This window comes from Paraburkholderia sp. 40 (assembly GCF_050434105.1).
Lineage (GTDB): Bacteria > Pseudomonadota > Gammaproteobacteria > Burkholderiales > Burkholderiaceae > Paraburkholderia > Paraburkholderia tuberum.
On sequence record NZ_JBNPVY010000002.1, the window covers coordinates 2777218 to 2803297 of the forward strand.

At 62.8% G+C, this 26080-nt stretch carries 26 protein-coding genes and 3 pseudogenes; 7 read left to right on the forward strand and 22 right to left on the reverse strand.

The window, feature by feature from the left end; translation table 11 throughout:
• Window positions 1–27 precede the first annotated feature (27 nt).
• Window positions 28–786, reverse strand: coding sequence for a fumarylacetoacetate hydrolase family protein (locus OKW28_RS14155; RefSeq protein ID WP_429446463.1), 759 nt, complete (start codon window positions 784–786; stop codon window positions 28–30).
• Window positions 783–1556, reverse strand: coding sequence for a fumarylacetoacetate hydrolase family protein (locus tag OKW28_RS14160; protein ID WP_429446465.1), 774 nt, complete (start codon window positions 1554–1556; stop codon window positions 783–785). Before OKW28_RS14160 ends, OKW28_RS14155 begins: the two co-directional genes overlap by 4 nt.
• A 191-nt stretch (window positions 1557–1747) precedes the next feature.
• On the opposite strand from OKW28_RS14160, the gene hpaR reads away from it, so the two are divergent.
• Window positions 1748–2155: a homoprotocatechuate degradation operon regulator HpaR gene (hpaR, locus tag OKW28_RS14165; RefSeq protein ID WP_018424961.1), complete on the forward strand. Its 408-nt coding sequence runs from the start codon at window positions 1748–1750 to the stop codon at window positions 2153–2155.
• A 29-nt stretch (window positions 2156–2184) separates the two neighbouring features.
• On the opposite strand, the gene OKW28_RS14170 is transcribed toward hpaR, so the two are convergent.
• The 5 genes from OKW28_RS14170 to OKW28_RS14190 form a co-directional block, all read right to left on the reverse strand.
• Entirely contained in the window at window positions 2185–2478 is a 294-nt protein-coding gene (locus OKW28_RS14170; protein WP_184071466.1) for a contact-dependent growth inhibition system immunity protein, read from the reverse strand.
• Between the two features lie 7 nt (window positions 2479–2485).
• Window positions 2486–2896, reverse strand: a complete 411-nt coding sequence (locus OKW28_RS14175) for an RNase A-like domain-containing protein (protein WP_429446467.1) — start codon at window positions 2894–2896, stop codon at window positions 2486–2488.
• Window positions 2897–3135: 239 nt separating this feature from the next.
• Window positions 3136–4284, reverse strand: a complete 1149-nt coding sequence (locus tag OKW28_RS14180; RefSeq protein ID WP_429446469.1) for a DSD1 family PLP-dependent enzyme — start codon at window positions 4282–4284, stop codon at window positions 3136–3138.
• 34 nt (window positions 4285–4318) lie between these two features.
• Window positions 4319–4993 (reverse strand): HAD-IA family hydrolase, encoded by a 675-nt coding sequence (locus OKW28_RS14185; protein WP_429446471.1) that lies wholly within the window; start codon window positions 4991–4993, stop codon window positions 4319–4321.
• A 98-nt stretch (window positions 4994–5091) separates the two neighbouring features.
• Window positions 5092–5997, reverse strand: coding sequence for a LysR substrate-binding domain-containing protein (locus OKW28_RS14190; RefSeq protein WP_429446472.1), 906 nt, complete (start codon window positions 5995–5997; stop codon window positions 5092–5094).
• A 119-nt stretch (window positions 5998–6116) separates the two neighbouring features.
• On the opposite strand from OKW28_RS14190, the gene OKW28_RS14195 reads away from it, so the two are divergent.
• Window positions 6117–7196, forward strand: coding sequence for a hypothetical protein (locus OKW28_RS14195; RefSeq protein WP_429446474.1), 1080 nt, complete (start codon window positions 6117–6119; stop codon window positions 7194–7196).
• 37 nt (window positions 7197–7233) lie between these two features.
• Here OKW28_RS14195 and OKW28_RS14200 read toward each other — a convergent pair.
• From OKW28_RS14200 to OKW28_RS14210, 3 genes and pseudogenes are all read right to left on the reverse strand, one after another.
• Window positions 7234–7500: pseudogene (locus OKW28_RS14200) on the reverse strand (type II 3-dehydroquinate dehydratase).
• 52 nt (window positions 7501–7552) lie between these two features.
• Entirely contained in the window at window positions 7553–8623 is a 1071-nt protein-coding gene (locus OKW28_RS14205; protein ID WP_429446962.1) for a Gfo/Idh/MocA family protein, read from the reverse strand.
• A 51-nt stretch (window positions 8624–8674) separates the two neighbouring features.
• Window positions 8675–10078: an MFS transporter gene (locus tag OKW28_RS14210; RefSeq protein WP_429446475.1), complete on the reverse strand. Its 1404-nt coding sequence runs from the start codon at window positions 10076–10078 to the stop codon at window positions 8675–8677.
• 231 nt (window positions 10079–10309) lie between these two features.
• On the opposite strand from OKW28_RS14210, the pseudogene OKW28_RS14215 reads away from it, so the two are divergent.
• Window positions 10310–10663 (forward strand): annotated as a pseudogene (locus OKW28_RS14215) (LysR substrate-binding domain-containing protein); the annotation flags it as partial.
• A gap of 40 nt (window positions 10664–10703) precedes the next feature.
• On the opposite strand, the gene OKW28_RS14220 reads toward OKW28_RS14215, so the two are convergent.
• The 4 genes from OKW28_RS14220 to OKW28_RS14235 form a co-directional block, all read right to left on the reverse strand.
• The gene (locus OKW28_RS14220; protein ID WP_429446477.1) at window positions 10704–12053 is read right to left on the reverse strand and encodes an MFS transporter; all 1350 of its coding nucleotides are present in this window, start codon (window positions 12051–12053) and stop codon (window positions 10704–10706) included.
• Window positions 12054–12104: 51 nt separating this feature from the next.
• Window positions 12105–12683: an isochorismatase family protein gene (locus OKW28_RS14225; protein ID WP_429446479.1), complete on the reverse strand. Its 579-nt coding sequence runs from the start codon at window positions 12681–12683 to the stop codon at window positions 12105–12107.
• Window positions 12684–12728: 45 nt separating this feature from the next.
• Window positions 12729–13181, reverse strand: coding sequence for a MarR family winged helix-turn-helix transcriptional regulator (locus OKW28_RS14230; protein ID WP_429446480.1), 453 nt, complete (start codon window positions 13179–13181; stop codon window positions 12729–12731).
• Between the two features lie 120 nt (window positions 13182–13301).
• Entirely contained in the window at window positions 13302–13949 is a 648-nt protein-coding gene (locus tag OKW28_RS14235; RefSeq protein WP_429446481.1) for a VTT domain-containing protein, read from the reverse strand.
• Between the two features lie 150 nt (window positions 13950–14099).
• On the opposite strand from OKW28_RS14235, the gene OKW28_RS14240 reads away from it, so the two are divergent.
• The gene (locus OKW28_RS14240; protein ID WP_429446483.1) at window positions 14100–14627 is read left to right on the forward strand and encodes a GNAT family N-acetyltransferase; all 528 of its coding nucleotides are present in this window, start codon (window positions 14100–14102) and stop codon (window positions 14625–14627) included.
• A 91-nt stretch (window positions 14628–14718) separates the two neighbouring features.
• On the opposite strand, the gene OKW28_RS14245 is transcribed toward OKW28_RS14240, so the two are convergent.
• From OKW28_RS14245 to OKW28_RS14280, 8 genes and pseudogenes are all read right to left on the reverse strand, one after another.
• Window positions 14719–15777 carry an alkene reductase gene (locus OKW28_RS14245; protein ID WP_429446485.1) on the reverse strand — a complete coding sequence of 353 codons (1059 nt, stop codon included), beginning with the start codon at window positions 15775–15777 and terminating at the stop codon, window positions 14719–14721.
• Between the two features lie 83 nt (window positions 15778–15860).
• Window positions 15861–16163 (reverse strand): ArsR/SmtB family transcription factor, encoded by a 303-nt coding sequence (locus OKW28_RS14250; RefSeq protein WP_184036555.1) that lies wholly within the window; start codon window positions 16161–16163, stop codon window positions 15861–15863.
• 204 nt (window positions 16164–16367) lie between these two features.
• Window positions 16368–17747, reverse strand: coding sequence for an IS4 family transposase (locus OKW28_RS14255; protein WP_429443705.1), 1380 nt, complete (start codon window positions 17745–17747; stop codon window positions 16368–16370).
• A gap of 109 nt (window positions 17748–17856) precedes the next feature.
• Window positions 17857–18021 (reverse strand): annotated as a pseudogene (locus OKW28_RS14260) (hypothetical protein); the annotation flags it as partial.
• A gap of 37 nt (window positions 18022–18058) precedes the next feature.
• Window positions 18059–18445, reverse strand: a complete 387-nt coding sequence (locus OKW28_RS14265; protein WP_429446487.1) for a nuclear transport factor 2 family protein — start codon at window positions 18443–18445, stop codon at window positions 18059–18061.
• A gap of 75 nt (window positions 18446–18520) precedes the next feature.
• Window positions 18521–19867, reverse strand: coding sequence for an MFS transporter (locus tag OKW28_RS14270; RefSeq protein WP_429446489.1), 1347 nt, complete (start codon window positions 19865–19867; stop codon window positions 18521–18523).
• Window positions 19868–19957: 90 nt separating this feature from the next.
• On the reverse strand, window positions 19958–21490 hold the full coding sequence (locus tag OKW28_RS14275; protein ID WP_429446491.1) for a bifunctional 3-(3-hydroxy-phenyl)propionate/3-hydroxycinnamic acid hydroxylase: 1533 nt from the start codon (window positions 21488–21490) through the stop codon (window positions 19958–19960).
• A gap of 56 nt (window positions 21491–21546) precedes the next feature.
• Window positions 21547–22398, reverse strand: a complete 852-nt coding sequence (locus tag OKW28_RS14280) for a fumarylacetoacetate hydrolase family protein (RefSeq protein WP_429446493.1) — start codon at window positions 22396–22398, stop codon at window positions 21547–21549.
• Window positions 22399–22545: 147 nt separating this feature from the next.
• Here OKW28_RS14280 and OKW28_RS14285 point away from each other — a divergent pair, with 147 nt between their 5' ends.
• From OKW28_RS14285 to OKW28_RS14295, 3 genes are all read left to right on the forward strand, one after another.
• On the forward strand, window positions 22546–23112 hold the full coding sequence (locus OKW28_RS14285) for a VOC family protein (protein ID WP_184059845.1): 567 nt from the start codon (window positions 22546–22548) through the stop codon (window positions 23110–23112).
• Window positions 23113–23225: 113 nt separating this feature from the next.
• A complete protein-coding gene (locus tag OKW28_RS14290; RefSeq protein ID WP_429446495.1) occupies window positions 23226–24038 on the forward strand; it encodes an IclR family transcriptional regulator in 813 nt (270 codons plus the stop codon).
• A 951-nt stretch (window positions 24039–24989) separates the two neighbouring features.
• A complete protein-coding gene (locus tag OKW28_RS14295) occupies window positions 24990–26036 on the forward strand; it encodes an FUSC family protein (RefSeq protein ID WP_429446497.1) in 1047 nt (348 codons plus the stop codon).
• Window positions 26037–26080 lie beyond the last annotated feature (44 nt).

Sequence of the window (26080 nt, forward strand, 5' to 3'; positions counted from 1 at the left end):
CGCTGTTCGGTGGGTTTTTGCTGTCGATCAGGCGCGGCCGAAGTCCGCGTCCGAGGCGATCGTGTTGACGAGACGGCCGAGGCCGTCGATTTCGCAGACGACTTCGTCGCCCGTGTTGACGTTGACGATGCCTTCAGGCGTGCCGGTCAGGATCACGTCGCCGGGCGCGAGCGTCATGAAGCTGCTCAGGTATTCGATCAGTGCGCGGATGCCCGTGACGAGATCGCGCGTATTGCCGCATTGCTGACGCGTGCCGTTGACGAACGTGCGCAGCTCGAGCTGCGTGACGTCGGCGATGTCGGCGGCGTCGACGAACCAGGGGCCGAGCACCGTGCCGCCGTCGCGATTCTTCACGCGCAGATTCGGGCGATAGTAGTTTTCGAGGTAGTCGCGAATCGCGTAGTCGTTCGCGATCATGTAGCCCGCCACGTGCTGCATGGCGTTTTCACGCGCGACGTTTTGCGCGGTTCGCCCGATCACGACCGCGAGCTCGCACTCGTAGTGCATGAACGTGACGTCGGCGGGGCGACGCGTGACGCCGCGATGGCCGAGCACCGTGCCGGGCCCCTTCAGAAACACCAGCGGTTCTTCCTGTTTGCTGAACTGCAATTCCTTCGCGTGTTCGGCGTAGTTCAGGCCGAGCGCGAAGATCGTGCCGACTTCGATCGGCGCAAGCCAGACCACTTCGTCCTCGCGACGCACGCGGCCGTCGGCGAGGCGGACACCCTGCTCGTGCGGATACGCTTCGTGAATCGCTCCCGCATAGGCGACGCGGCCGCGCATCATGACGGTTCTCCGTTGTGTTGATCCATGCCGATGAACGATATGGTCAAGGGCGGCAGCGTGCCGATCGACAGCGTGGCCGTATCGCCGACGTGCGCGACCGGCGAGCCGTGCCGGACGCCGAGCGTGAGCACGTCGCCCGCGTTCAGCGTCATGAAATCGGTGACGTCGGCGAGCAATTGCGCGATGTTGCGCACCGACGTTGCGGTGCTTGCCGTGAACGGTTCGGCGCGGTTCAGCGAGACGGCGATGTCGAGCCGATCCGGCGCGGCGACGTGGCGCGCGGCGACGAGCGCCGGTCCGATCACGCAGAAGCCGTCGCATGCGCGCAGTCGCACGTTCGGGCGATACACGTTGGTATGCGGCACGCTCAGATCGCCGACCAGCGTATAGCCGGCGATGTGGTCCGCCGCGCGCTCGACGCCGACGCGCGTCGCGGTACGGCCGATCACGATGCCGAGTGACGCGCCGACCTCGACGCCGAGCGTGTTATCCGGCACGACCACGCGCGCCCGATGCCCGGCCAGCGTGTTGCGCGGCTTCAGATACAGAATCGGCGCTTTCGGCGGCGCCTTGTACGGTGCCGCATGCACTGCGTCGCCCAGCGCGTTCAAGGCGGCGCGATCGTTCAGCAGGGTGCCGTACACGACGCCGCTGACCGGCGCGCGACACGCAAAGCCGCGTGCCAGCAAAGCGGCCGCGGTGTGCGCGTCCACGTCGCGAGGCAGCGCGTCGCCTTCGGGATGCAGCAGATGATCGGCAAGGGCAAACATAAATGCGCAGCCTCGTGGCGAAAGTTTGGCGAAAACACTAAGATGTTAGTAGTATCCCGCTTGATATCATTGACGGTCAATAGGCTGCCGGTTGATCGCGGGTTTTCCCGTAAGCTTCGCCAGCTGTTTTTTTCTGATTCCTTGCCACCATGTCCGCTGCGTCCACCCGAGTTTTGCACCGCAATTTGCCGATGCTGTTGTTACGCGCCCGCGAAAAAATGATGGAGCGTTTTCGTCCGTTGATCACCGCGCATGGACTCACCGAGCAGCAATGGCGAGTGATTCGCGCGCTCAACGAGCACGGCCCGATGGAGCCGCGCCACATCTCCGACATCTGCACGATTTCGAGCCCGAGCATGGCCGGCGTGCTCGCGCGCATGGAGAGCATGGAACTCGTGACGAAAGAACGTTTCGCGGAGGATCAGCGGCGCGTGCTCGTGTCGCTGACCGATACGAGCGTCGAACTGGTGCGCGTGATTTCGAAGGATCTCGAGGCGCACTATCGCGAGCTCGAGCGCAAGGTGGGACCGGAGATCGTCGAGCGCGTGTATCGCGCGGTCGACGATCTGTTGGCGGGGTTGTCGGAAGAGGATGAGTGACCGACGTTTCGCGGCAGGTTTGGGGCTATCTACTCTCTCAGGAGACGCTTCACTTCATCGAGAAATGAGGCGGTCGTGTGACCCCACGGTTCGGGATCAACGTAGAGGCCATAGATTTCCTCAAAATATCCGTCCAGGTTGGCGGAATGGTCGCTTTCAAAACGATCGATTTCATCCACGACTAACTTATGAAGGGTCTTGTCGCTCTCTTTTTTGAAGCACGTGACAATTTCCTGTACGTCGTTGCCCCATAAATCGAAATCTTCATTGAAATAGCCATGAATCAGAAAATCCAGATTCGGGTAAGGTGATTCGTCTTTCACAGTAAGCTCATGGCATCAGGTAGGCGGTCAGGGCGTAGTATGACATGCCGTTATATTCCTTCCGGATCAAGAACATGTGAACCTTGCTCAGATTCACCATCTCCCCCGTCTTGCGAATGACCCCGTACTCTACCTGCCTACCTGCATCGCCCGTCAGTTCCAGTCGTATGGAACCGGTATGAGATTGCGCCCACGTCGTTATCCGGGCCGCGTTGTCCTGTATGACCTTGGAAATCGCCCACTCTGCCGTTTGTAGATCAGTGAACGATGAAACAACCCGGCGCTTTGGTTCGCGCGCCAGTCGCTCACGCAACTGTGCTTCAGTCCGCGCCACATGCTTTTCGAATGTATGCCCGCCAAAGCGGCAGCCAGGCTTTGCATTTCCAGCAAACCGTCGACGAGTTGCAACCAGCCCCATAGCCGGTTAGAAAGCATTTCGGTCTGATTGATCGACTGGCGGGTCAGCACCGCCGCCAGTTGCGGGGCGCTCAGCACGACGCGAACGCCGTCTGGTTCATTCAACTCGGACATGCAAGAATCCTCTGTATTCCTGTGGAGATTCCACGCTAACGGTGGGATTCACGGTCCGTCTATGGGCGATGGATGATTCTGGCAGAAGGCGTTGGTTCTCCTTGAGTGTGCCGAGTGCGCCGGGACCTACCAGCCGTAAAATCGCTGCCATTCGACGCTGCTGCCGTCCGGCGCAACCGCGTGATACTCGGGGAACTGCGCGCCGGTCGCACAAGCGTGGTTCGGCAGGATGCGCAGTTTCATACCGATCGGAAAGCGCTGCGCGATGTCGTCGGTCTGTGCATCGGCTCGCGCATCGGCCGGAACCGCCGCAAGAATCCCATGCTCCTGATTGGCGCCGCTCACGACATAGTCCGGCAGCAACGTGCCATTGAGCAAACACGGCTGCCCATAGCCGAAATCGTGCGACTGCCGCGACGTACCGCGATCACGGCTTAACGCCATCCAGCCCGCGTCGAGAATCGCCCAGCCTTTGTCTTCCTGATGACCGATCACGGTCGTGAGTACGCTAAGCGCGATGTCGTCGAGCGTGCAAACGCCCACGTTGCGCATGACCAGATCGAACAGCACGTAGACGCCGGCCCGCACCTCGGTGACGCCTTCGAGATGCCGCGCGGCGAGCGCGGTCGGCGTCGAACCGACGCTGACGGCCGGACACGCGATGCCCGCCTCGCGCAACCGTTCGGCGGCGCGCACGCAGCCCGCGCGCTCCTGCTCCGCGAGCGCGGCGAGCGCCTCAGGCGTATTCAACTCGTAGCTCGAACCCGCATGGGTCATCACGCCGCCGACCTTCACGCCGTTCTCGTGCAGAATCCGCCCGACGTCGAGCAGCGTCTGCTGTTCGGGCTGGATGCCCGAGCGATGTCCGTCCGTATCGACCTCGATCCAGACCTCGAACGTTTCGCCGTGCTGGTCGCCGAACGCGGCAATCGCCGTGGCGGCGGTCGGATTGTCGACCACGAGCTTCAGTTCGCAGCCCTGGCGGAGCAGCGCGAGCGCTCGCGGCAGTTTCGACGGAACCATGCTGACGGCGTACAGGATGTCGTCGACGCCGGCCGCGAAGAACGCTTCCGCTTCCTTCAGCGTCGACACCGTAATGCCGCGCGCGCCGGCGGCGATCTGCGCGTGCACGACGTCGATGCACTTGGTGGTCTTCACGTGCGGCCGGAACGCGACGCCGAGCGCATTCATCCGCCCCTGCATCCGCGCGATGTTCTTCTGCATCCGCGCGACGTCGATCAGCGCGGCCGGGGTTTCGATCTGTTCGAGTTTCATGTTTGCACCTGAGGAGCGAGGTGAGGTTGGAGATTCAGTGACGACGATCGCGGCCAAAGCTTGCGAGCCACGGCACCAGCCCATCGAGCGATGCCGCTTCGACCTCGGGCGCCTGCGCTCCCGTGACGAGCGGCAGGCCGACGTGGTTGTGCCAGTAGGTCCGCAAGCCGACGGCCGCGGTGCCGAACATGTCGTAGCTCGAGCCGGCGACGAACGCGGCGCGCCGCGGCTCGACGCCGAGCTTGTCGAGCGCGAGGCGGTACGGTTGCGGGTCCGGCTTGTAGACGCCGGCTTCCTCGGCGGTCACGATCGCGTCCCAGCGCACGGGCAAAAGCGCGGCCGCCTGCGAGCCGAGCCGCGTCGAGCAATTGGTGACGACCGCGAGCTTGCAGTGCGGCGCGAGCGCGCGCAACGCACCGAGCGCGCCGGGCCACGGCGTCAGGTTCAGCCAGTTCGCCTGGAGCGCGTTCGCGGCCGTTTCGGACAAACCGACTTGCGTGGCGGCCTCGCGCACCAGTTGTTCGTAGGGAACGTAGCGGCCGCAGCCGTATGTCAGACGCAGATAGGCGGCACGCCATGCGCGGCCCGCTTCGTCGGAGCCTGCCGCACGGTTCCATGAGGTCCACGAGTCGAGCAGGGCGGTTAGCAGGTCGAACAGGACCGCGTCGGGGTAGGCGGGGGTGTCGGTGGAATGGGCGGCGGCAGTCATGATTGCATGGGGCCGGCTGTTGAGGATGAGTCAATTATAGGTTTTCGATAGTACTTCAGCGTTCAGATAGGTTGACTCTTAGATTCGGATGGACTGAATCACCGCCGCCACGGTGGCAACGGCCTGAAGCGGCTTTGCAGATACTGCATGAAATGGCGTGCGCGCGCGGGCAGTCCCGTCCGCTGATGCGTGAGCGCGATCACGTTCGCGTCCGGCGCTTTCCAGCCCGGCAGCAGACGCACGAGTTTGCCCTTCGCAAGATCCTCGGCGACGTCCCATTCGGAGCGCAGAATCACGCCTCGTCCCTCGCAGGCCCATTGGCGGATCACGTCACCGTCGTTGCAACTCAGATGCGCGGACACGCGCACGCTGCGGCGCGTGCGGCCCTTGCTGAACTGCCACAGTGACACGTCCTCATTGTTTTCGCGCAGCACGATGCATGGCAGCCGGCTCAACGTATCCGGCGATTCGGGCTGGCCGATTCGCCTGACGAGCGCGGGCGCCGCGCAGACGAAGCGCGCGTTCGGCGCGATCGTATAGCCGACCAGGTTCGACGGCGGCAGCTCGCCGATATGCACGACGATATCGAAGCGATCGAGCGTTTCGGTCAACGGCCGGTCGGACAGCGTCAGCGCGACGTCGATGTCGGGGTTCTGCTGCTGGAACTCGCCGATCAGCGGCGCCAGATGGCGTCGTCCGAAACCGAGCGGCGCATTGATCTTCAGCGTGCCGACGAGGCCGCCGCGGCGCGCTTGCAGATCGTCGAACAACGCGTCGAACTGCTCGATCAGTTCGGCGCCGCGCTCGCACAGCAGCAGGCCTTCGTCGGTAAATTGCAGGCGGCGCGCGCTGCGGTTCACGAGCTGCATGCCGAGCTTCTTTTCGAGTTGCTGCAGGCGCTGCGTGACCGCCGACGGCGACAGCGCGAGTCGGCGCGCGGCGGCGATCAGGCTGCCGCTCGCGCGCAGCGTGAGCAGGAAGCGGATATCGGCCGAATCGTTCATGGGTGCGAGGTGGGTGCAATGGCGGGAGCGGGGAATCTCGCAGCATAATGCGTCCGGATCGATCACAGGGTAAAGTGGCGCTTCCAGTCTATTGATCCAATCATTGGAAGAGAAGTCCCATGCCGTTGCCTCATGAGTCGTCCGCGTACGACGCCACGCCCAATACTCCGCTGAAACAGGCGGTTTTTCTGCACACGGGCTGGCGCAGCGCGGGCACGTGGGTGTGGTCGCGGCTGCGCGAACACGAGCGCGCGGCCGGTTTTTACGAGCCGCTCAGCAATGTGCTCGCCGATCTCAAACCCGCCGACGTGCCCGCCTCGCGGCCGACCTTGACCTCGGGGCACCCGCCGCTCGCCGCACCATACTTCGACGAATACCGCCCGTTTTTGCGCGAAGATGCGCGCGGCGTGGCGGGTTACGACCGGCGCTTCAGCATCGATCGCTTTACGCGCGATCCCGATGCGACATTCCCGTCACTGCAGGCCTATCTGCGTGCGCTGAGCGAGCACACGATCGAGCAGGGCCGCGTGCCCGTCTTCAAGTTTTGCCGCACGGGCGGTCGTCTGCCGTGGCTGAAGCGCGCGTTTGCCGAGGCGCTGCACGTGGGCGTGCTGCGCAATCCCGCATCGCAGTTCGCATCGGGTTGGATGCTGCGGCAGCAGTGGAGCAATGCGTTCTTTGTCGCCGCGCCGTTTCGCGTGCTCGGTCTGAATCAGATGGACCCGCTGGTGCGCGAAGCGATCGGCGTGTGCGGCGTACGCCTGCCGCCGCTACCGTCGATTCCCGATGAGGCGTATGCCGTCGCTTGCGAGCAATTCGCGCGCACGGTGGACAGCGACAACGCGTATCGCGCGTTCATTGCGTTGTGGATCCTCTGCGCGCTGCGTATGGGCGAGGGCGTCGATTTGCTGATCGATATGGAGCGGCTTGGCGAGTCGCGCGACTACGCGGCCGGTCTGCGCGCCGCGTTCGACGCGCAATGCGGCTTGTCGCCCGACTTCACGAGCGCGCGCGATCTGGTCGAGGAAACGCGCCGCGGCGCGGCGCGTATGACGGGCATCGACGGCGGCGCGTTGCGCGCCGTGCATTCCGCCGCGCTTAAATTCCTGAAGGCGCGGGCGGGCATCGACGCGGCCTTCGTCGAGGCGGTGCGCGAGAAGATGGTGCTGGCCAACGAGTTGACCGAAACATGGCGCTAGCCGTGCGAGGCCAGCGCCGCGCGGCGCATTCCCGTGGCTAGCCCGCCGCCGATACCGCCGCGCGCAGCCCGAGCAGATAGCTGTCCACGCCGAAACCGCAAATCTGTCCTTTGACGGTCTCCGCGAACACCGACTGATGCCGGAACGCTTCGCGCGCGTGAATGTTCGACCCGCACGCCGAGCTCATCGCCGAGCGCGCGCAGGCGTGCGTCGATTTCCTCGAGGGTGATCGTGCCGTATTGCGCGGGATCGCGCTTGCCGAACATGTTGTGGTGATGCCGTGCAGCGTCACGAACGATTTCATAGAGTCATCCTGAGTAAGCTGCTGAGTAATCTCGACGCGACTTCAGATTGTTTTAGCGGACGGCCGCCGCGACGGCGCGCGTCGTATCGACGACCGCGCCGGTGCGGGCCGCTTCGACGATCGCCTCGGTGATACGCAGATTCCGCAAGCCGTCCTGCGCGCTGACGAGCGGCGGTTCCTTGCCGTGAATGACGCGCACGAAATGCTCGAGTTGCAGCTTCAGCGGATCGTCGCGCGTCATGTCGGCGACGCTGACGTCGAACGGCTTCCACCACGAGCGGTCCACGGCTTTGGCGTAGGTCTTCAGGCGCATCGTCGGTACCGCGAGTGAGCCGAACGTGCCCGCGATCACGTAGCAGTCTTCATCCGGGTACGACGCATAGGCCTTGTTCTCTTGTGACGTTTGCTCCCAACTGCGTGCGCTCGCGGCGGTATCGGACAGCATGAAGCTGCCGAGCGCGCCGTTCGCGAAACGCAGGTTGATCGCAACCGTATCCTCGACCGGAAAGCCGCGCGTCGCATTTGACGAGAAAGCCTGCACGGCGACGATGTCGCCGCACAGCATGCGCAGGTTGTGCACCTCGTGAATCATGTTCAGCAGGATCGGACCGCCGCCGGGCTGGCGCCGCCAGTCGGCATCGGCGAAGTACTCGTCGGGTTTGAAGAACACCGCGCTGCCCATCACCGCGACGAGCTTGCCGAGCCGGCCCTCGTCGATCAGCTGCCGCGCGCGCGCCATGATCGGGCTGTGCGCGCGATGATGGCCGATCAGCAGCGGCACGCCGCTGCGTGCTGCGTCGGCGGCGAGCGTCGCCGCTTCGTCGACGCTCGGCGCGATCGGCTTTTCGAGCAGCGTCGGCACGCGCGCCGCGAGGCAACGCGACGCGTGTTCGACGTGCAGCTGGTTCGGCGTCGCGAGAATCACGCCGTCCGGGCGATCGCGTTCGAACAGTTCGTCGAGCGTGCGGAAGAGCGGCACGCCCGCCTCGGCCGCGAGCGCGGCGGCCGCGGGCGATGGGTCGACGATCGCCGACAGCGTGCACGCGTCGTTTTGCTGCGCGACCGCCAGATGGGCGCGGCCGATGTACCCCGCGCCGGCGACGGCGATTCGGGTGCGGTTGATGAGCGGGTTCCCTGAAAGTCTTGATCAAGACGCGTCAAAGGGCAAGCGGGCTCAAGCAGCGGCCTTTTTCGCGTCGGCCATGCTCTGCGCGCGCATTGCGTCGTAGCTGAGCTTGTCGAGCGGCACGACGTTCCTTTCGCCGAGGTCGCCAAGCCGCACACGGAAGTTCTCACGCGCGCTCCATGCGGCGATCGCGCAGACGATCGTGATGGCGAACGTGATTGCGCCGATCGTCAGCGGCACGTTGTGCGATCCCGGCGGCGCGACGTAGGCGAACAGCGCCGGCAGCAGCGCGGTGATCGTCGTGCCGATGTTCTGGCCGATCGCCATCGCGGAGACGCGCGAACGGGTCGGGAACAGTTCCGGGTAGAAGCTCGGGAAGATCGCGTTGTAGCCTTGATAGATGACGCCCCACATCAGGATCGACATCACCATCGCGAGCGGCACGTTGTGGATGCTGATCGCGTACAGATACGCGAAAGAAAGCAGCCCTGCGCCGAGCGCGCCGACGATGATCGGCAGACGCCGCCCGATCCGGTCGGACAGATTGCCCACGTACGGAATCACCAGCACCGCGACGATGTTGCCGATCACCGGAATCCACAGATACAGGCTCTTCGAAAAGCCGATGCCGTACGACGGCTGCACCGCGTACGCCGCGCCGAAGATCGTCGCGACGACCGGGATCACGTTCATCAGCGAGCACAGCACGACGCGCAGCATGTCGCGCCAGTTGTACTTGAATGCTTCGACGATCGGCGAGCGCGGCACGCCGCCGCTCGCGTCCTCCTTCTCGAACGCGGGCGTTTCCTCGACTTCGCGGCGGATGATGTACCCGGCGACCAGCACGACCGCGCTGAGCAGGAACGGAATGCGCCAGCCCCACGCATTGAACGAGGCGTCGTTCATGAAATAGGCGAGCGGCAGGAAGACCGCGGCGGCCAGAATCTGGCCGGCCTGCACGCCTTGCAGCGTGAAGCTCGCGTAAAAGCCGCGTCGCCCGAATGGCGCGTGTTCGAGGATCATCGAACTGGCGCCCGAGATCTCACCAGCGACCGCGAAACCCTGGATCAGTCGCAGCACGACGAGCAGCACCGGCGCGAGAAAGCCGACGTGCTGATAGGTCGGCAGCAGACCGACCGCCATCGTCGACAGACCCATCAGGAACATGCAGACGAGCAGTACATTCTTGCGCCCGTGTGTATCGCCCCAGTGCCCGAGCACGACCGCGCCGATCGGCCGCGCGACGTAGCCGACGCCGTAGGTTGCGAGCGATGCGACGATCGCGATCTTGGGATTACCGGAAGGGAAGAACAGCTGAGGAAAGATCAGGGCGGCGGCCTGCGCATAGATGAAGAAATCGTAGTACTCGAGTGCCGAGCCGATCCAGCCGCTGGCGGTAGCCTTGCGCGCCTGCGAGCTATGCCCGCTGCTTGCCGATGCGTTCGTTTGCATGACGTCTCCTGAATGGAAAATGTTTTTGTCAGCTTCTACGGCTGAATCATTGGCGCCTTTAAACGGGCGCCGCGCAAGCCAGGATTTTCCTGGTTTCGTTGCCGCGGTGCGGCACAACGGGGATGGATCGACGCGTGTCACGAGCCGCCGCGGCGCACTCCGGGTTAACCACGGCCTGAGTGCGCCGGGCATTGCATTCAAACCGGCTTCAAACGACTGCCCCTTGCCCCACTGTTTCGCGGCCGCGACGACCGCTTCGGGGTCTGGCGCCTGAGCGGGCCGCATGGCGAAAGGAGCGTGAAGGTGACGGGCACGGTCGCGTCGCATCTGAGCGACATCGTCGTGCAGTGGGCGAAGGAGGGATACGGAATCGTGATGGTGTCGATCTGGGACGTGGCCGAGAGCCTGCGCGCGGGCGAACTGGTGCGCGTGCCGCCCGACTATCGGCAATCCGCCGATGTGTGGGCGATGACGGCCGAGCGCTTGTCGTCGTCGGCGCGGATTCAGGAGTGCATCGAGTTTCTCAGGGAGCAGCTGACGCACGGACCGTGTGCACTGGTGACGCGCGGCGTGGGCGGACTCTGAGCTGCGCCTGCCTGGATCCGGTGCTCACACGCTTGCGCTTTTACACGCTCGAAGCCGTATCCTCTTCCGCCTCGTCCAGCTCGCTACGCTGAACCGTCGTTACGGAGTCGGGAATGACCGTGGTGGCCGTGACGGGCCGCGGATCTTCGATGCTGTAACGCAGGCGCCAGCCTTCGCGATAGAAACGCAGCTGCCGGTATCGCATCAGATAGACAAGTCCGACGAGCGCCGCGCCGAAGCCCGATGCAGCGCCGACGCCGAGCGCCCAGCGCGGCCCGAAACGGTCGGCGACCCAGCCGACCACAGGCGCGCCGAGCGGTGTGCCGCCGAGCGCGATCGCGAGCAGGATCGCGATCACGCGGCCGCGCATGGCCGGTTCGGTGGTCAGTTGCACGAGGCTATTGGTCGAGGTGGTGAAGGTCTGCGTCGACACGCCGATCGCGACCAGCACGATGCCGAACAGCACGTAGTTCGGCATCAGCGCAGCCGCCGTGCAGCCGACGCCGAACATCGCGCCGGCGCCGAGCAGCAGACCCATGGTGGGCCGCGCGCGGCGCGCGGCGAGCAGAGCGCCGGTGACCGAGCCAATCGCCATCGTCGAGCTGAGCACGCCGTACTCGCCCGCGCCCGCACGGAACGCGGTGACGGACATCGTCGAGATGAAGATCGGGAAGTTCAGGCCGAAGGTGCCGATCAGGAACAGCATCAGGAGCGCCGCCTTCAGATCGGGGCGTGTCCAGACATATTTGAAGCCTTCGACGAAGCTGCCGCGCGAGCGCACATTGCGCGGCTTGATATGTAACTGGTCCAGCCGCAGCATGCGCAGTGCACCGAGCACGGCGACGAACGAAAGCGCGTTGATCAGAAACACCCAGCCACTGCCCACCGACGCGATCAACAGACCCGCGACCGCTGGCCCGAGCATGCGCGCGGCGTTGAACGACGTGGAGTTCAGCGCGACGGCATTCGCGAGATCGCGTTCGCCGACGAGGTCGGATACGAAGGTTTGGCGTGCGGGGGAATCGAACGCGGTCACGCAGCCGAGCAGGCCCGCGAATACGTAGACCTGCCATAGCTGCACGAGCCCCGTGACCGTGAGCAGACCGAGCGCGAGCGCCAGCGTACCCATTGCCGCCTGGGTCGCGAACAGCAGCTTGCGGCGGTCGAAGTGATCGGCCGCGTAGCCGGTGAGCGGCAGCAACAGCATCTGCGGCCCGAACTGCAGCGACATCACGATGCCCACCGCCGTCGCGTTGTGATGCGTAAGCTCGGTGAGCACGAGCCAGTCCTGCGCCGTGCGCTGCATCCATGTGCCGATGTTCGAGACGATCGCGCCGCTCGCCCAGACACGATAGTTGAATATGCGCAGCGAACGGAACGTGGTGCTCACGACAGGGGTTTCCTCAACGCGGGGTGGGCCGCATGCGGGTAGCGGCCCGCTTCAATTCAGGCTTTCATCGCGCGAACGTTCGAGCAGATCGAGCACTTCCCGCGTCGTGCCGGTTTCGCCGAGGCGCGGGAAGATGCGCGTGATGCTGTTGGTGTGCGCGTCGGCGTTCAGATCGGTCATCGCGTCGACGACGAGCGCGACGTTCAGGCCCGCCTCGCTCGCGAAGCGCGCGGTCGATTCGACGCCGATGCTGGTCGCGACACCGACGAGCACCACTTGCGTGACGCCTTGCTGTTGCAGATACGCGGCCAGGTCCGTGTTAGTGAAGGCGCCCCACGTGCGCTTCGTGACCAGATGGTCCGACGGCTGCTGCTTCAGTTCGGGCAGAAGGTCGGCGAAGTCGGGCGGCAAGTCGACGGAGTGGCGACCCTGGTCGGTGCGGCCCGTTGCGCCGGCGGTGACGTTCACGAGCACGACGGGCAGGCCGTGGCGGCGGAACGCGTCGAGCAGCGTAACCGAGCGTTCGACGATTTCGCTGGCCGGATGGGGGGCGGTGGGCAGCGCGACGATGCCGCGCTGCAGGTCGACGACGACCAGTGCGGTTTTGGCGTCGAGAGCAGTGAGTGCCATGAAGTGATCCTGCGAGTGGCGAGACGCGTGTGCGCGAATCGCGAGTTACAAATCGACGAGGCGTTTCAGCAGATCGACGCCCGTCGCGAGTTGTTGCTGTTCGGCTGCCGTGAAACGCGTTTGAATCGTGCGGTACAGCCAGTCTTCGCGTGCCGCGCGGCTTGCCTTGACCTTCTTGCGAAAGGAGGGTGTCAGCGACAGAACCGTCTGCCGTCCATCGTTAGGATCGGGCGTGCCGCGGACGAGCCCCGCGGCTTTCAGTACCGCGAGTGTTTCTCCCATCGACTGCGGCCGCATGCCGTGCGCACGCGCGAGCGAGGTGACGGTGGCCGGGCCTTCGCGTTCCAGCAAGTTCAGCACCTGCACCTGCGACGGCGTGAAGTCGCCGACATGCGACTCTTCGCGCAGACGCCGGCGCAGCTTGCCCGCCAGCACGCGCAGATCTTCGGCGAGCGTATGAAGTTCTTCCGGCGCAACTGCGGGAGGGGATTTGGTCATGCGGTGAACTCGTGCGATGACATGATGTGAAGGTTTCCTGATAAGGTTACCTTCGTATCTCGCCCGGGTCAAGTTTTGAGGTGGTGGGGGGCCGTACGCCGAAACGTCGCCCCGATGGCCTCAGCGCGCCCGCATGCGCCGGTTGAAAAAGCGCCATACCGCTCCGCCGACGAGCATCGCACCGCCGAGCGCGAGGCCCAGCAACACCAGCGAACTCAGATGCTCGCGCACCACCGGCACGTTGCCGAACAGATAGCCGGCCGCGATCAGCGAGACCACCCACAGCGCCGCGCCGGCGGTGACGAACGTGACGAAGCGCGAGAACGTCATGCGCGACACGCCTGCGGCGAACGGTGCGAACGTGCGCACCACGGCGATGAACGGTGATAGCAGGAAGGTCAGGCGGCCGCGCGTCTCGCTGAACACGTGGGCGCGGCGCAGCGCATCGCGATTGAGCCAGTAGTAGTTGCGGGTATAGACCTTGTCGCCGACCGCATGGCCGATCGCGTACCCGACGCTGCTGCCGGCCACCGTCGCGACGAACAGCACGGGCGCGATGACCCACACGTTCAATGCGCCGGTGGCCGCGAGCGCGCCGCAGATGAAGATCAGCGGATCGCCGGGCAGAAAGAACAGCGGCAGAAAACCGTATTCGACGAACACGACGGCAAACAGCAGTGCGTAGATTGCCGTGCCGAACTGCACGATCAGCGCGCTCAGGTGCTGGTCGAGGTGCAGCGCGATCTGCAGCACGTTCATCAGGTTCATCTTGGCGTGGCCTCGGGTGGCGTTCGGATGTGATGAGTGTAGTCCCGCGAGCGTGCGTGCAGGGCGCTTGCGCGAGTTTATGCCATATGCCGCTTGTCGATGTTGCGGTGCCGATGTCAAACTCGGGCGGTCTTCATCGGACGCAACGCCATGTCGCACGATTCCGCCATCACCTTCCGATTTGCCGCTTTGCACGATGCCGAAACGATTCGTGCCATCGAATTCGAAGCGGGCCTGCGTTTCGTCAGCGTCGGCATGACCGGGATTGCCGACGCGCCGCCTATGGCGCGCGAGGTCGTCGAGCGCAAGATCGAAGCGCGCGAGATCATCGTCGCGCTCGACCAGCAGACGATCTGCGCGGGCTTCGTGATGTTCGAGCCGCAGCCGACGCGCATCTACGTTCAGGAGCTCGATGTGCTGAGCTCGCACGCGGGCAGGCGCATCGGCGCGGCGTTGATCGAAGAGGTCGCGCGAATCGCGTGCGCGCGACAATTGACACAGCTGGTACTGTCGACGTATCGCGACGTGCCGTGGAATGCGCCGTATTACCGGCGGCTCGGGTTTCGCGATCTCGACACGTCGGAGCTCGACGCGGCGTTGCTCGCGCGGCGCGACGCGCATATCGCGCGCGGACTCGATGAATCGAAACGGGTGTTTATGCGGCGCGAGCTTGTCTAGCGCACAAAGAGCGGCGGGCGTGACTGGAATTCAGTCACGCCCGCCGCTTTGTCATTTCATACAGCGGACATGAGCCCGCTGTCGGTACCGATTACACCGTTTCGAGCGCCGGATAATCGGTGTAGCCGACTTCGCCGCGCGCATAGTACGTCGCCGGAACCGGCTTGTTCAGGGGCGCATCTTCAGAGAAGCGGCGCACCAGATCCGGATTCGCGATGTACAGCTGACCCCATGCCACCGCATCCGCTTCACCGGCGTCGAGCACCCGCTGCGCGCTTTCCTTCGTGAACTTCTCGTTCGCGATATACGGGCCGCCGAACGCTTCCTTCAACTGCGGGCCGAGGCGGTCGTCGCCGAGCGCTTCACGTGCCGCGATAAACGCGATCTTGCGCTTGCCGAGTTCGCGCGCAACATAGCCGAACGTTGCGGCCGGATCGGAATCGCCCATCGTGTGCGCGTCGCGGCGCGGCGCGAGATGCACGCCGACGCGGTTTGCTCCCCACACGCTGATGCACGCGTCGGTGACTTCGAGCAGCAGACGCGCGCGATTTTCGATCGGGCCGCCGTAGGCATCGATACGCTTGTTGGTGCTGTCCTGCAGGAACTGGTCGAGCAGATAGCCGTTCGCGCCGTGCACTTCGACGCCATCGAAGCCCGCGGCCTTGGCGTTTTCCGCGCCCTTGCGGAACGCTTCGACGACACCGGCGATTTCATCGAGCTCGAGCGCGCGCGGCGTCACGAACGGACGCTCGGGACGCACGAGGCTCACGTGACCACCCGCCGCGATCGCGCTCGGCGCGACCGGCAGCTCGCCGTTCAGGAACACCGGATCCGAAATACGGCCGACGTGCCACAGTTGCAGGAAGATCTTGCCGCCCGCGTCGTGCACGGCCTGCGTGACGAGCTTCCAGCCTTCGATCTGCTCCTGCGACCAGATGCCCGGCGTTTCGGCGTAGCCGACGCCTTGCGGCGTGACCGACGTGGCTTCGCTGAGGATCAGACCGGCGCTCGCGCGCTCGGCGTAGTAGCGCGCCATCAACGCGTTCGGCACGCGGATTTCCTCCGCGCGCTGACGCGTGAGCGGCGCCATGATGATGCGGTTCGGCAGCGTGATATCGCCAATTTGCAGCGGATCGAAAAGAGTCGGCATAAGAGTTCACCTTTGGCGGCGGGCAAGGCCCGAGCCTCAAAAAACTGCGTGAAAAAGGTAGCGCGGCGATGCGAATGCGGCGCTCAGAGCTTCGCGTTCATGTATTCGAGGAACGCCTGAATGACGGGCTCGTTGCGCTTGAAAAACACCCATTGACCAACCCGTTTCGACGTGACGAGCCCCGCGCGCTGCAACGCGGCCAGGTGCGCCGACACGGTGGACTGCGACAGACCACAGCGCGAGTCGATCTTGCCCGCGCACACGCCGTGGTCGAGCGGCAACTCCTGATCGGCAAAATGCGCGTACGGCTCACGCAGCCAGCCGAGAATCTCCCGGCGGACCGGGTTGGCCAGCGCTTTATGGATCGCGTCGAAATCGGGCGTCATGTGGATGGTTTTCAGGTGATTCGGCAACCGGCACGCCGCATGGCGTGCGCGACATGCATCGCTACACAACGAATCATATATCGGAACTTAACGATATGGGTGAAAGCACTACTGCGGATGGGGTGATAGGTATCGACATACAGCAGATCGCTCTTGATATCCCCCCGTGATTCCTCAGGATTACCCACAAGTAATGTGATGGTGCTATTCGTTTTGCCTGAATATTCGGTACATCATCGTGATTTCGTGCAGGACAAGAAATCCACGCCAGATGACGGTAGGACCAGGTGGACGATCATGCTTTCGAGCGAGATATCCGCCGAGTCTGGCGATCCACAAGATGACCTGCGCGAGTGACGGCGGTTTATCAGGTATTTCGGTACTGCCATGCGTACGACAGTAGAGGGCTCGCCACTCGATTGGCTGCAGCAATACTTCGCATGGCAGGTTGCCATCAAGCCTGGCAAGCAACATGGAGTACAGGATCCTCCAGCTTACGACGGCGAACAATGCGGTGGCGCGGACGAATCGATCGAGATTGCCAAATTGGCGGGCTTCAATGCGACAGCCACTTTTAAGCACACGATGCCACGATTCAATCGTCCATCGGCGCGCATACCATGCAAGACGCTCGAGGGCCTCTGCGTGTGTTTGCGTAGGCACCGAAGTCAGTAGAAGCCATTCCAATGGCTCTGCTCCTTCGTCTAAGTTCGTTTCCTGTGCATGAATTGCAAACACTTCAATTTCGGGAAGCTTCTCGCGACGACGATTTTGCGGCGGACGAAGGCGTACGGGCATGCAGCGCACAACCAGCCGTGCGGTGCGTGCCTGGCGGTTTTCGCGTGCAGGCACCTGCAGTTGCGCCTCTCCAAGCACTGGCGAGGCCAGCACGGTTTCCCACAAATATCGATCGGGGTGAGCAACGCGTCGGTTCCACGACGCGCGCACCAACCAGTCGACACCGGCAGGCCGCTGCGCCAGGAACACGTCATAGACATCGCCTTCACGGTCGCTCACGCCGATGACATGCGTGCACGGACAGTGCGTCTTGAGTACGCCCAGTTGCTCGATGCCTTCGAGCCATTTCGCGCTCTCTTTCTGTTGTACGGTTCGTTGCCCACGCAGATGTTTCTTGCCCAACTCCTCGTGCCTGCGTATCCAGGTCTTCATCCCGATCACCCCGAGTGGCAGCCCCTCTGGCGTGAGCGCAAGCAGACTGTGTATCAGGAAACCACGCACATGTGGATCGGAGCCATATCCCAGACCTTCGGTTGCCCGCAGATGAGACAAATTGAACTCGGTGGTGTCCTGAACAGCAAGGACGACTGGCACCTGTTGCATACGACACAGCGTTTGACCGATGTGCCCACCCAGCACGCCATCGACATCCACGTGCGGGTTGTCGAAAAAACGATATGCCGCCTTCAGCTCCGAACCATTGAACGACTGCGGAAAAGAGCAATGTGGGCCCAACGAAAGCTTGCGTGCCAGCGTCACGAGCCGTCTGGTCAGGCGAGCGTCGCCGAGCTCGGCGGCGCCAAACTCTTCATTTGCCCAATCATCAAGGTCAGATGTGTCCGACAATGCCCGACATCACAGATCACGAACCGGATCAAAGTTAACATCGGTCGTCACCGTTTACAAGCCATCGCCCTTCAATCGCACAGTCGCGAGCGACTTATGGGTAATCCTGAGCCGTGATTCGGGGGCTGCGGACATAACCGGTGACGCTCAGCGTAATGCCGTCGGGCGTCAGTTGACTGAACATGACGGATGGCGCGGGATGGTCGAGAGTCGACGGGTGCGCCTGATAGGCACGCAGCATAAGTTCGCGAACCTGTTCAGGATCGGTGTCCAGGCTTACCCCGAGATGGACGGCAAGATAGGGATCTGCGTCAATCCGGCAAGCGCCCAGAATGGAGATGCAGCAGTTTCCAGTCGCCCTCGCGTTTGACCCAGATTTCAGTTACGAGCGCGCGAATGTTGAGCTCAGATCCATCGGTCCTGCGCACCAGGAATTGCTCGAGATGGCCCGTCGTGATCACGGTGTCTGGCAGGAACCTATACGCGAGCGGTTGCGGACGCACGATTTGACGCACCTTGATCTTCTCGGTAAGGAAGGACAGATACTCCGACTTGCCATGAACGTAGCCAGCTGAATGGACGAACGTCAGATCGTCGTCGAGTAGCGACGCGAGTTTGAGCAGGTCTCCAGCCACCGTGGCGTCGCAGCGCTGTTGTTCCAACGCCTCGACGACGGCCTGAATGGACGCATCTTTCATCGTAAATCTCCCGAAAATACTGCATGGATACCTCTTGTCAGAGACGGTGCCGGCCGCGTCGTGGCTCGATTCGGCTCAACGCAACAATTCGCCGCCCAGTCGATCTGTCTTCGAAGGCGACCCGGCCCGAGACTTTCCCGCCGGCAACCCATAGCTCGCAAGCAGCGCGACCGTGCATGCGGCGATGACATACCAGGCTGGCGCTGCCAAGGAGCCGGTCATGCGAATCAGCATGGTCGCCAGCAAGGGCGCAAAGCCGCTGAATACGACAACGGCCAGGTTGTAAGCCAGCGCGATTCCGCTGAATCTGATCTGGACAGGGAATTGGTCGGCGAGCACCGACGCCCATGTCCCGCTTGCCAGTGAAAAAACCAAGCCGGCAAGCACAAACAGCACCACCGGATTGACGGTATGAGTCGCCAGCGCTTCATAGAACGGGTAGCTCAATGCGATCAGCAGCGCCGCTGACGCTCGAAGCAGGTACCGGCGTGGAATCTTGTCCCCGAGCCAGCCTGCGGCGAGGAGGCCGAGGGAACTGACGATCAGATAAGCGTTCTGGGCAATTGCCGCGGTCCGTGGTGCATAGTGCAGCTGCTGGACGAGGTAGGCGGGCATGTGGCCATAAAGTATGCCGTTGACGCCGGCCATCACGGCGATCGCCAGTGCCCCCGTCGCGACCGCTTTGCCATGACGTCGCAAGGTCTCGCGAAACGGCTGTTTGACGACAGCTCCTTGCATCCTCTTGAACTCGGGCGACTCGTCCAGATTACGGCGCATCAGGTAGGACGCGATCCCACAAACGCCGCCGAAAAGAAACGCGATCCTCCAGCCATACGCCGCCGCGTCCGTGGCGGACAGGTAGGTCTGGATGCCGAGGTTGACGAATGTGGCCAGCAAAACACCTAAGTTCACCGCGCAGATAATAATGCCCGCGGCGAGCCCCGCCCGATGCGGCGCGGCTTCCACTGCATAGGTAATCGCGCCGGGCATTTCTCCGCCGACGCAAAAACCCTGAAGCATGCGCAGCAGGATCAACAGGATCGATGCGGTCATGCCCCAGCTCTGAAAGTTGGGCAGCAGACCAAGACAGATCGTCGCGGTCGTGACCACGATGATTGAGCCGAGAAACACGGGACGCCGGCCATACCGGTCGCCCCAGCTACTGAGCACAATTCCGCCGAGGGGTCGGATCACGTACCCGATTGCGAGCACGGAGAAAGTAGCCAGCATGCTGACCAGCGACGACGAGTTCGGGAAAAACTGGGCCGCGATGTTATGGGCAAAAAAGCCGTAGACGATGAAATCGTAAAACTCCAGCGAGCCGCCAAGGCTTGCGATGAGAATCATCTTCCACTGCGACCGGGACAAGCCGGATGGCTGTGAACGGTCGGCGCCGCCGACCGGGTTGTGGGATATTCCCATGACTCCTCCAATTTGATTATCGGATTCTTTGTCCGATGGTCTACGTGCGTCGACCGCGAGACGTCTCGCGTGAGAACCGGGGTTGCGGGCTCAGATGGCCACAGCACCTTCGGTTTGCAAGCCGGGTACGGCGTGGTGCAGAAGGTTTTGCAAGGATTCACCGTCCTGCGCGACGCCGTACACATACCGGTCGGGGCGTACAAGCACCGCTGGAGCGTTGATCGACTCCAGCCACTCGCGAACAGCCGCTCCATCGCTGGCCACAATCCCGACGCCCGCTTGCGCAGCGCTATTGGCGACGTCGGGGTATTTACGGAGCAATTCCGGTCGCGCAAGCAGCGCAAACCGATAGCCGACCACGTCATCCACGAGTTGTCCGTCCAGCAGGCGGGGTTGCGGTGCAATATGCCCGGCCACGCCCGATGGTTCATCGATCCATGCGCCCGGGCCAAGCCTGGGTTGTGGGGTCACAAAATTGCGAATCGCTGCGCTCATTTCTTCATCACGGACTTCGGCCAGGTCTGACCTCGTTGTTTGAATGACTGAGCCGAGCTGTACCGCCGTTTCGATAAATAAGCGCACGTGCGGCGAGCGTTCGGATTCGTAGCTGTCGAGGAGGGTATCGGGCGCTTCGCCATGAATGACGGCACCAAGCTTCCACGCGAGATTCGACGCGTCGCGAATACCGGCTCCCATCCCCTGGCCCATAAAGGGTGGCGTCTGATGTGCGGCATCGCCTGCAAGCAGCAGTCGGCCACGGCGCCAACCGTTCGCCACGACCGAGTGAAATGTATATATGGCAGAACGTTCGAGGCGCGCATCGGCCGGAGAAATCCAGCGAGCGAGTTTGTCCCACAGCCATTCGGGGGACGTGAGTTGCGTCACGTCATCACCGGGCATCACCATGATTTCCCAGCGGCGCCGATTTCCGGGACCGCGCGTGTAAGTGGTCGGGCGCGCCGGGTCGCAGTATTGGACCGAGTAGTCGCCAAGATCGGGCCGCGGTGCATCGAGCAATACGTCGACCACAACCCAGCGTTCATGCGATTTCAGATCGGTCAATTCGGTGCCCATAAAGCGTCGCGCAATCGAGCGCGCACCGTCGCAGCCGACTACATATCGCGCGGTGGTACGTCCAAGTTTGCCGCAGCACGTATCCTCGAAGCGCAACTGGACGCCATCGCTCGCCTCGTCAAGCGCGAACACTTCGTGGCGCAACCGGACGTCAACGCTCGATTGCTGCGCAAGACGCTCGCGTAACGCATTCTCGAGATCGGGCTGATGGAACTTGTAACTCGCGCTCCACCCCTGTGGTCCGATACAGGTTGGCCGTTGCCAGTCGATCAGCAACTTGCCTTCCCCGTTCACGAATTTCATGCCGGGACCCACGAACAGCTTGGGTAGCAGCTTGTCGGTTAAACCGAGGGTTTGGAACACGCGCATGCATTCACCGTCGAAATGCACCGCGCGAGGAAGCGCGAAAATCTCCTTGTCTCGCTCCAGCACCAGGACCCGCAAGCCTTCGATTGCCAGCAGGTTCGCGAGCGTCGCCCCGGTGGGCCCGAGACCGATAACGGCTACGTCGTAGTCGCACGCGTGCGTCGAAATAGTTTTCTCTAACATGTCTTGTTCCGCCAGATAAGACGCCGAGCGCACACGAACGCGCCCGGCTACGAGTTTTACGCTTCGTCGGCGATTGGATTGGACAGAACGCCGATCCGGTCAACCTCCACTTCCGCCACATCGCCGGCCTTCATGAACAGCGGCGGATTGCGCTTCGCGCCGACGCCGCCAGGCGTGCCGGTCACGATCACGTCTCCTGGAGAGAGCGGGGTGAACGTCGACAGGTAGGCAATCTGTTTGGCAATGCCGTGAATCAGCATCTGCGTCGTCGCGCGTTGCACTTCCTGTCCATTCAGGCGGGTGACGAGCGTCATCACCGCGTTGGGTTCAATCTCGTCGCTCGTCACCATCCACGGTCCGAACGCGCCGGTGCGATAGAAATTTTTGCCCGGGCCCCACTGGCCCGTATGAAGCTGCCAGTCACGCACGGAACCGTCGTTGTAGCAGGCGTAGCCAGCGATGTGATTCCACGCGTCGGCCTCAGCGATGCGTCGTCCACCGCGCCCGATGATGACGGCAATCTCACCCTCATAGTCGAACTTCTGCGACTCAGGCGGACGCAGCATCGGCTGGCCATGGCCAACCTGGGAAGCCGGCACCCGCATGAAGATGACCGGATGCTCGGTGGTTTCGCGGTTGGTTTCCTTGACGTGGTCCGCGTAGTTGAGTCCCACGCAAAAGATTTGTTCGGGGTTCGGGATCACAGGCAGCAGCGTGACTTCCGACAGCGGGTAGTCGCCCTGCGTGCCATCGGCGGCCTGCGCGGCCTCGCCGAATGCGTCGGCGGCAATCAGTGCCTTCAGATCGGCATAGCGGCCGCCGAGACGCTTGCCAAGGTCGAACACGGTTTCATCGCGAACGATGCCGAACGATGAGCCAAGGTGGGTGGAGAAGCTGGCGAGTTTCATTGAAGCTCCGGATAGATAAAAAGTCGATAGGATCAACGCCTCGATTCGTAAAAAAACCGTGCATTTATCTTATTGTGAGAATAGACTAATTTTAGTGGATGTCACAACGTGTTTTTTGTTAGGGTTTATCACTACTTGGAGACAGGCATGAACGGTATGAAGAAAGCGAGGGCAGGGCTGTCCCTCAGTCACATGGGCTTCTATGTGAGCGACATGGCGCGCGTGGAGGACTTTTATACGCGGGTGATGGAATTCACCGTGACGGATCGGGGTTCGCTGCAGACGCCGCACGGCGCTGTGCAGTTGGTATTCCTGAGCCGCGATCCCGCGGTGCATCACCAGATCGTGCTCGCGAGCGGCCGCCCCGAGCACTTGGCGTTCAACCCGATCAACCAGATTTCGTTCACAGCTGACAGCCTTGCCACGTTGAGGCGGTTTCATCGGCAGTTCATTGCGGAAGGCCTGCAGGAAATCAACCCTGTCACCCACGGCAATTCGGTTTCGATCTATGCGCGCGATCCCGAGGGCAATCGCCTCGAGCTCTACATCGACACGCCGTGGTACGTCGACCAGCCGATGCGGGTGCCGGTGGACTTCGGCTTGCCCGATGCTGAACTGATGGCGGCTGTCGAACGCCACGCAAGAACGCTATCGGGATTCAGGCCGCGAAGTGTCTGGCAAACCGAAATGGCCGAGCGCATGGGGCTTGCATAAGCGTGGCGCTGCGTGGCTCGCGTGCGACTGTTTCCGCGCGGTGGTCGAAGGTCAATGGCGATCTTGCCAGTGGATATAATTCCGTTCACACACGAGGAGGCGCAGCGCAATAGATGTCGAGCATTACGAGACTTTTATCCATACTCGAGCTGTTTTCGGAGGCGAAGCCGTTCCTGTCCGTCGAAGACGTTGCCGCCGAACTCGATTGCTCAACCCCAACGGCTTATCGCTATGTACGCGAGCTCCTGGATGCTGGCTTGCTCATCCGGTTTGCAGGAGGAGACTATGGTCTCGGCCCTCGCATCATCAAGCTTGACTACCACCTGCGCATGTCGGATCCGCTGCTTGCGGTCGGGCAGCCGATCATGCGTGAGTTGAGTGAACACTCCGGCTTCGATGTGGTGATGTCGCGCTGGTACGGTAACGAACTCGTGGACACGCATCGTGAGACTCACGGCGCGGCGCTTGACCTCCGGTACGGCCGGGGCCGTACTCGCCCCCTGTTTCTCGGCGCCGCTCCAAAAGCGATCCTGTCCACCTTTCCGAAGGCCAAGCTCGCGGTCCTGTTCGATCAGTATGCTGACGAGATCGCGCAAAGCGGCCTTGGGGCGACACTCGACGAGTTTCGCGCGTCGCTGCTCAAAATTCGGCGGGCCGGTTGTTATCTGTCGAGGGGCGAACTGGAAAGCAACGTTTCTGCACTGGCGTCGCCGCTATTTGCGGACGACTCCGGTGAAGCAGTCGGTTCGCTTGCGGTGATCCTGCCGACCCAGCGACTCGAATTTGCCAATCTCGACCGTCTTGTCGAATCGATCCAGGAGGCAGCGGCGCGAATCTCGCAGCGTACGCGTGCGTTGGTTGAAAGTCGGGGGACCGGAGCCATCACGTCGTCGCACACCGTTGCGCGAGGCAAGCGGTCCGCATGATGGAGGTCACGTGAACGTCATTCGATCGCGCTCGCGCACTTGAACCTCGGTGGGTTCCGGGGGAAGCTTGTCACGCTTGGCTGCGTTGATTGTGTTGTCCTCGAGGGCGTCGGAACGGAAGCGAACGTCGGACGGAGCGTTGATAGCGGCGGGTACTGCGCACGTGGGTACTGTCAGGATTCTTGCGAGACTTTTTCTGCTGCTTAGCGACTGAACTGCCCCATATATAAACGAATCCTTTATCGAGGCTAGCGACTATTATAATTTGTCATCCTATCTAATGATGGTCGCGAGCCATTCTCACGCCCCACGCGAAACTAACCTTTGAGGACCTAAGCATGTCAGATCGTACTCTTACGAGCGCCGCCGGCGCACCCTATCGGACCGCTCTGCAATATGTGCTGAGCACGCTCAGGCAGAAATCCTGTGAGGCTTGTATCCGGCCAACACGCATCTAGGTCAGGAAGAAGTGGCGAAGCGTCTTGATGTCTGCACGACGCCGGTACGAGAGGCGCCCGCTAAGATCATGACTCTCCGCGCGGATGAGTTCATGCGCCGCTTCCTGCTACACGTAGATGTATACCTACATATTTGCAAGATTAAACAATGTTTTATCAATGTGAAGGAGCAGGGAAGTTCGTCAGCTCCTCCACTCACGGAGCCCGTCGTTTGGCGCGGTCAAAGATCAACGGGTTGTCGATCCAGGCGGGCGGCACTTGCGACAAACGAACTGGTAGCACGAACGCGTAGACCGACGTCGTCAGGAGAGGGCCGTCTTGAAGGCGGTTGGTCACTTGCGACCCTGCGGGATGCGGCTCTGAAGTGTCGACAGACAAGACGTGCAATCCGGAGCGCCGTCGGAGCGAAAACGCGATCTCTGCCTTCGATTCAAATTTCATTACCCAATCACCTGGCCGCTTCACAAATCAATCCCAAATGAGAAGACCTTTCTTGCCGCCCCGCGTACTGAAAAGCCTGCTCGGCTTCAACGACGGCCCGTGGCGGTGGTCGGCCGGCGTCGGAGGGGGCGTCGCCATGGGCGTGCCTCTGACCGCGTTCACGCTGGCCGGCCACCAGTCACTCGGGCTCATCACTTCTCTCGGCGCCTTCACGGCTCTCTACGGCTCGACGCTGCGCCTGGGCGACCGGCTCCAGGCCTTGCCGTTCGTCGCGGCGGGGTTCGTGGCCGCCTCCACGCTGGGCGTACTGTGCGCGACGAATGCGTGGCTGACCATCGCCTGCCTCGTCGCCGTGGCTGCGCTCGCCAGCATCATTCTGCTCGGTGTCGGAATGGGGCCGCCCGGGCCGATGCAGTTCGTGCTGGTCGCCGGTGTCAGCGGTCATCTGGCCGCTTCCGCGCGTTTCAGCGGTTCGCCCCTTGGCGTCTTTATGATCCCCTCTCTGGTCGCGGTCGGCGCGCTCAGTGCGTACTTGCTCGTGATCGCACCCCTCGCGCTGCCACTTGTGCACCAGCGCAAGGGCGAAGCGCCCAGCTTGCGCATGCGGTTTCCTCCCAGCTTGCTCGACGGGGAAACGGCCACGATCGCCGCGAGGGTGATCGTTGCGGTTGCCAGCGCCGGCTTGCTGAGCCTGTCTTTTGGGGAGCACCGTGCCTACTGGACGGTTATGGTCGCGGGTGCGGTGCTGCAGGGCAGCCACGTCTCGCGCTCAAGTGCCATTCGGGCCGTGCACCGCGTTGTGGGCACGGTCTTGGGCGCGGCTGTCTTTGGCTTGATCCAGCTCGTCGACCCGAAAGGCCTCTGGCTCGTCGGGGTCCTCGCGCTGCTCCAGTTCGCGATCGAAGTCGTGGCCGCGCGGCACTACGCCCTGGCCCTGACCTTCATTACCCCAACCGCGTTGACCATCTCAGCGGTGGGCGGGACGAGCGCTCCCCTCGCCCTCGTCGGCGAGCGGATCGTGGACACGTTCCTTGGGGCGGTCATCGCCATGGTAGTTCTCTTGGGCAGCGAATGCGTCAGGGGACGACGCGCACGATAAGCAGGTGGAGGATTCTGGGCTTGTCGCGAAGCGCATTGGGTCTT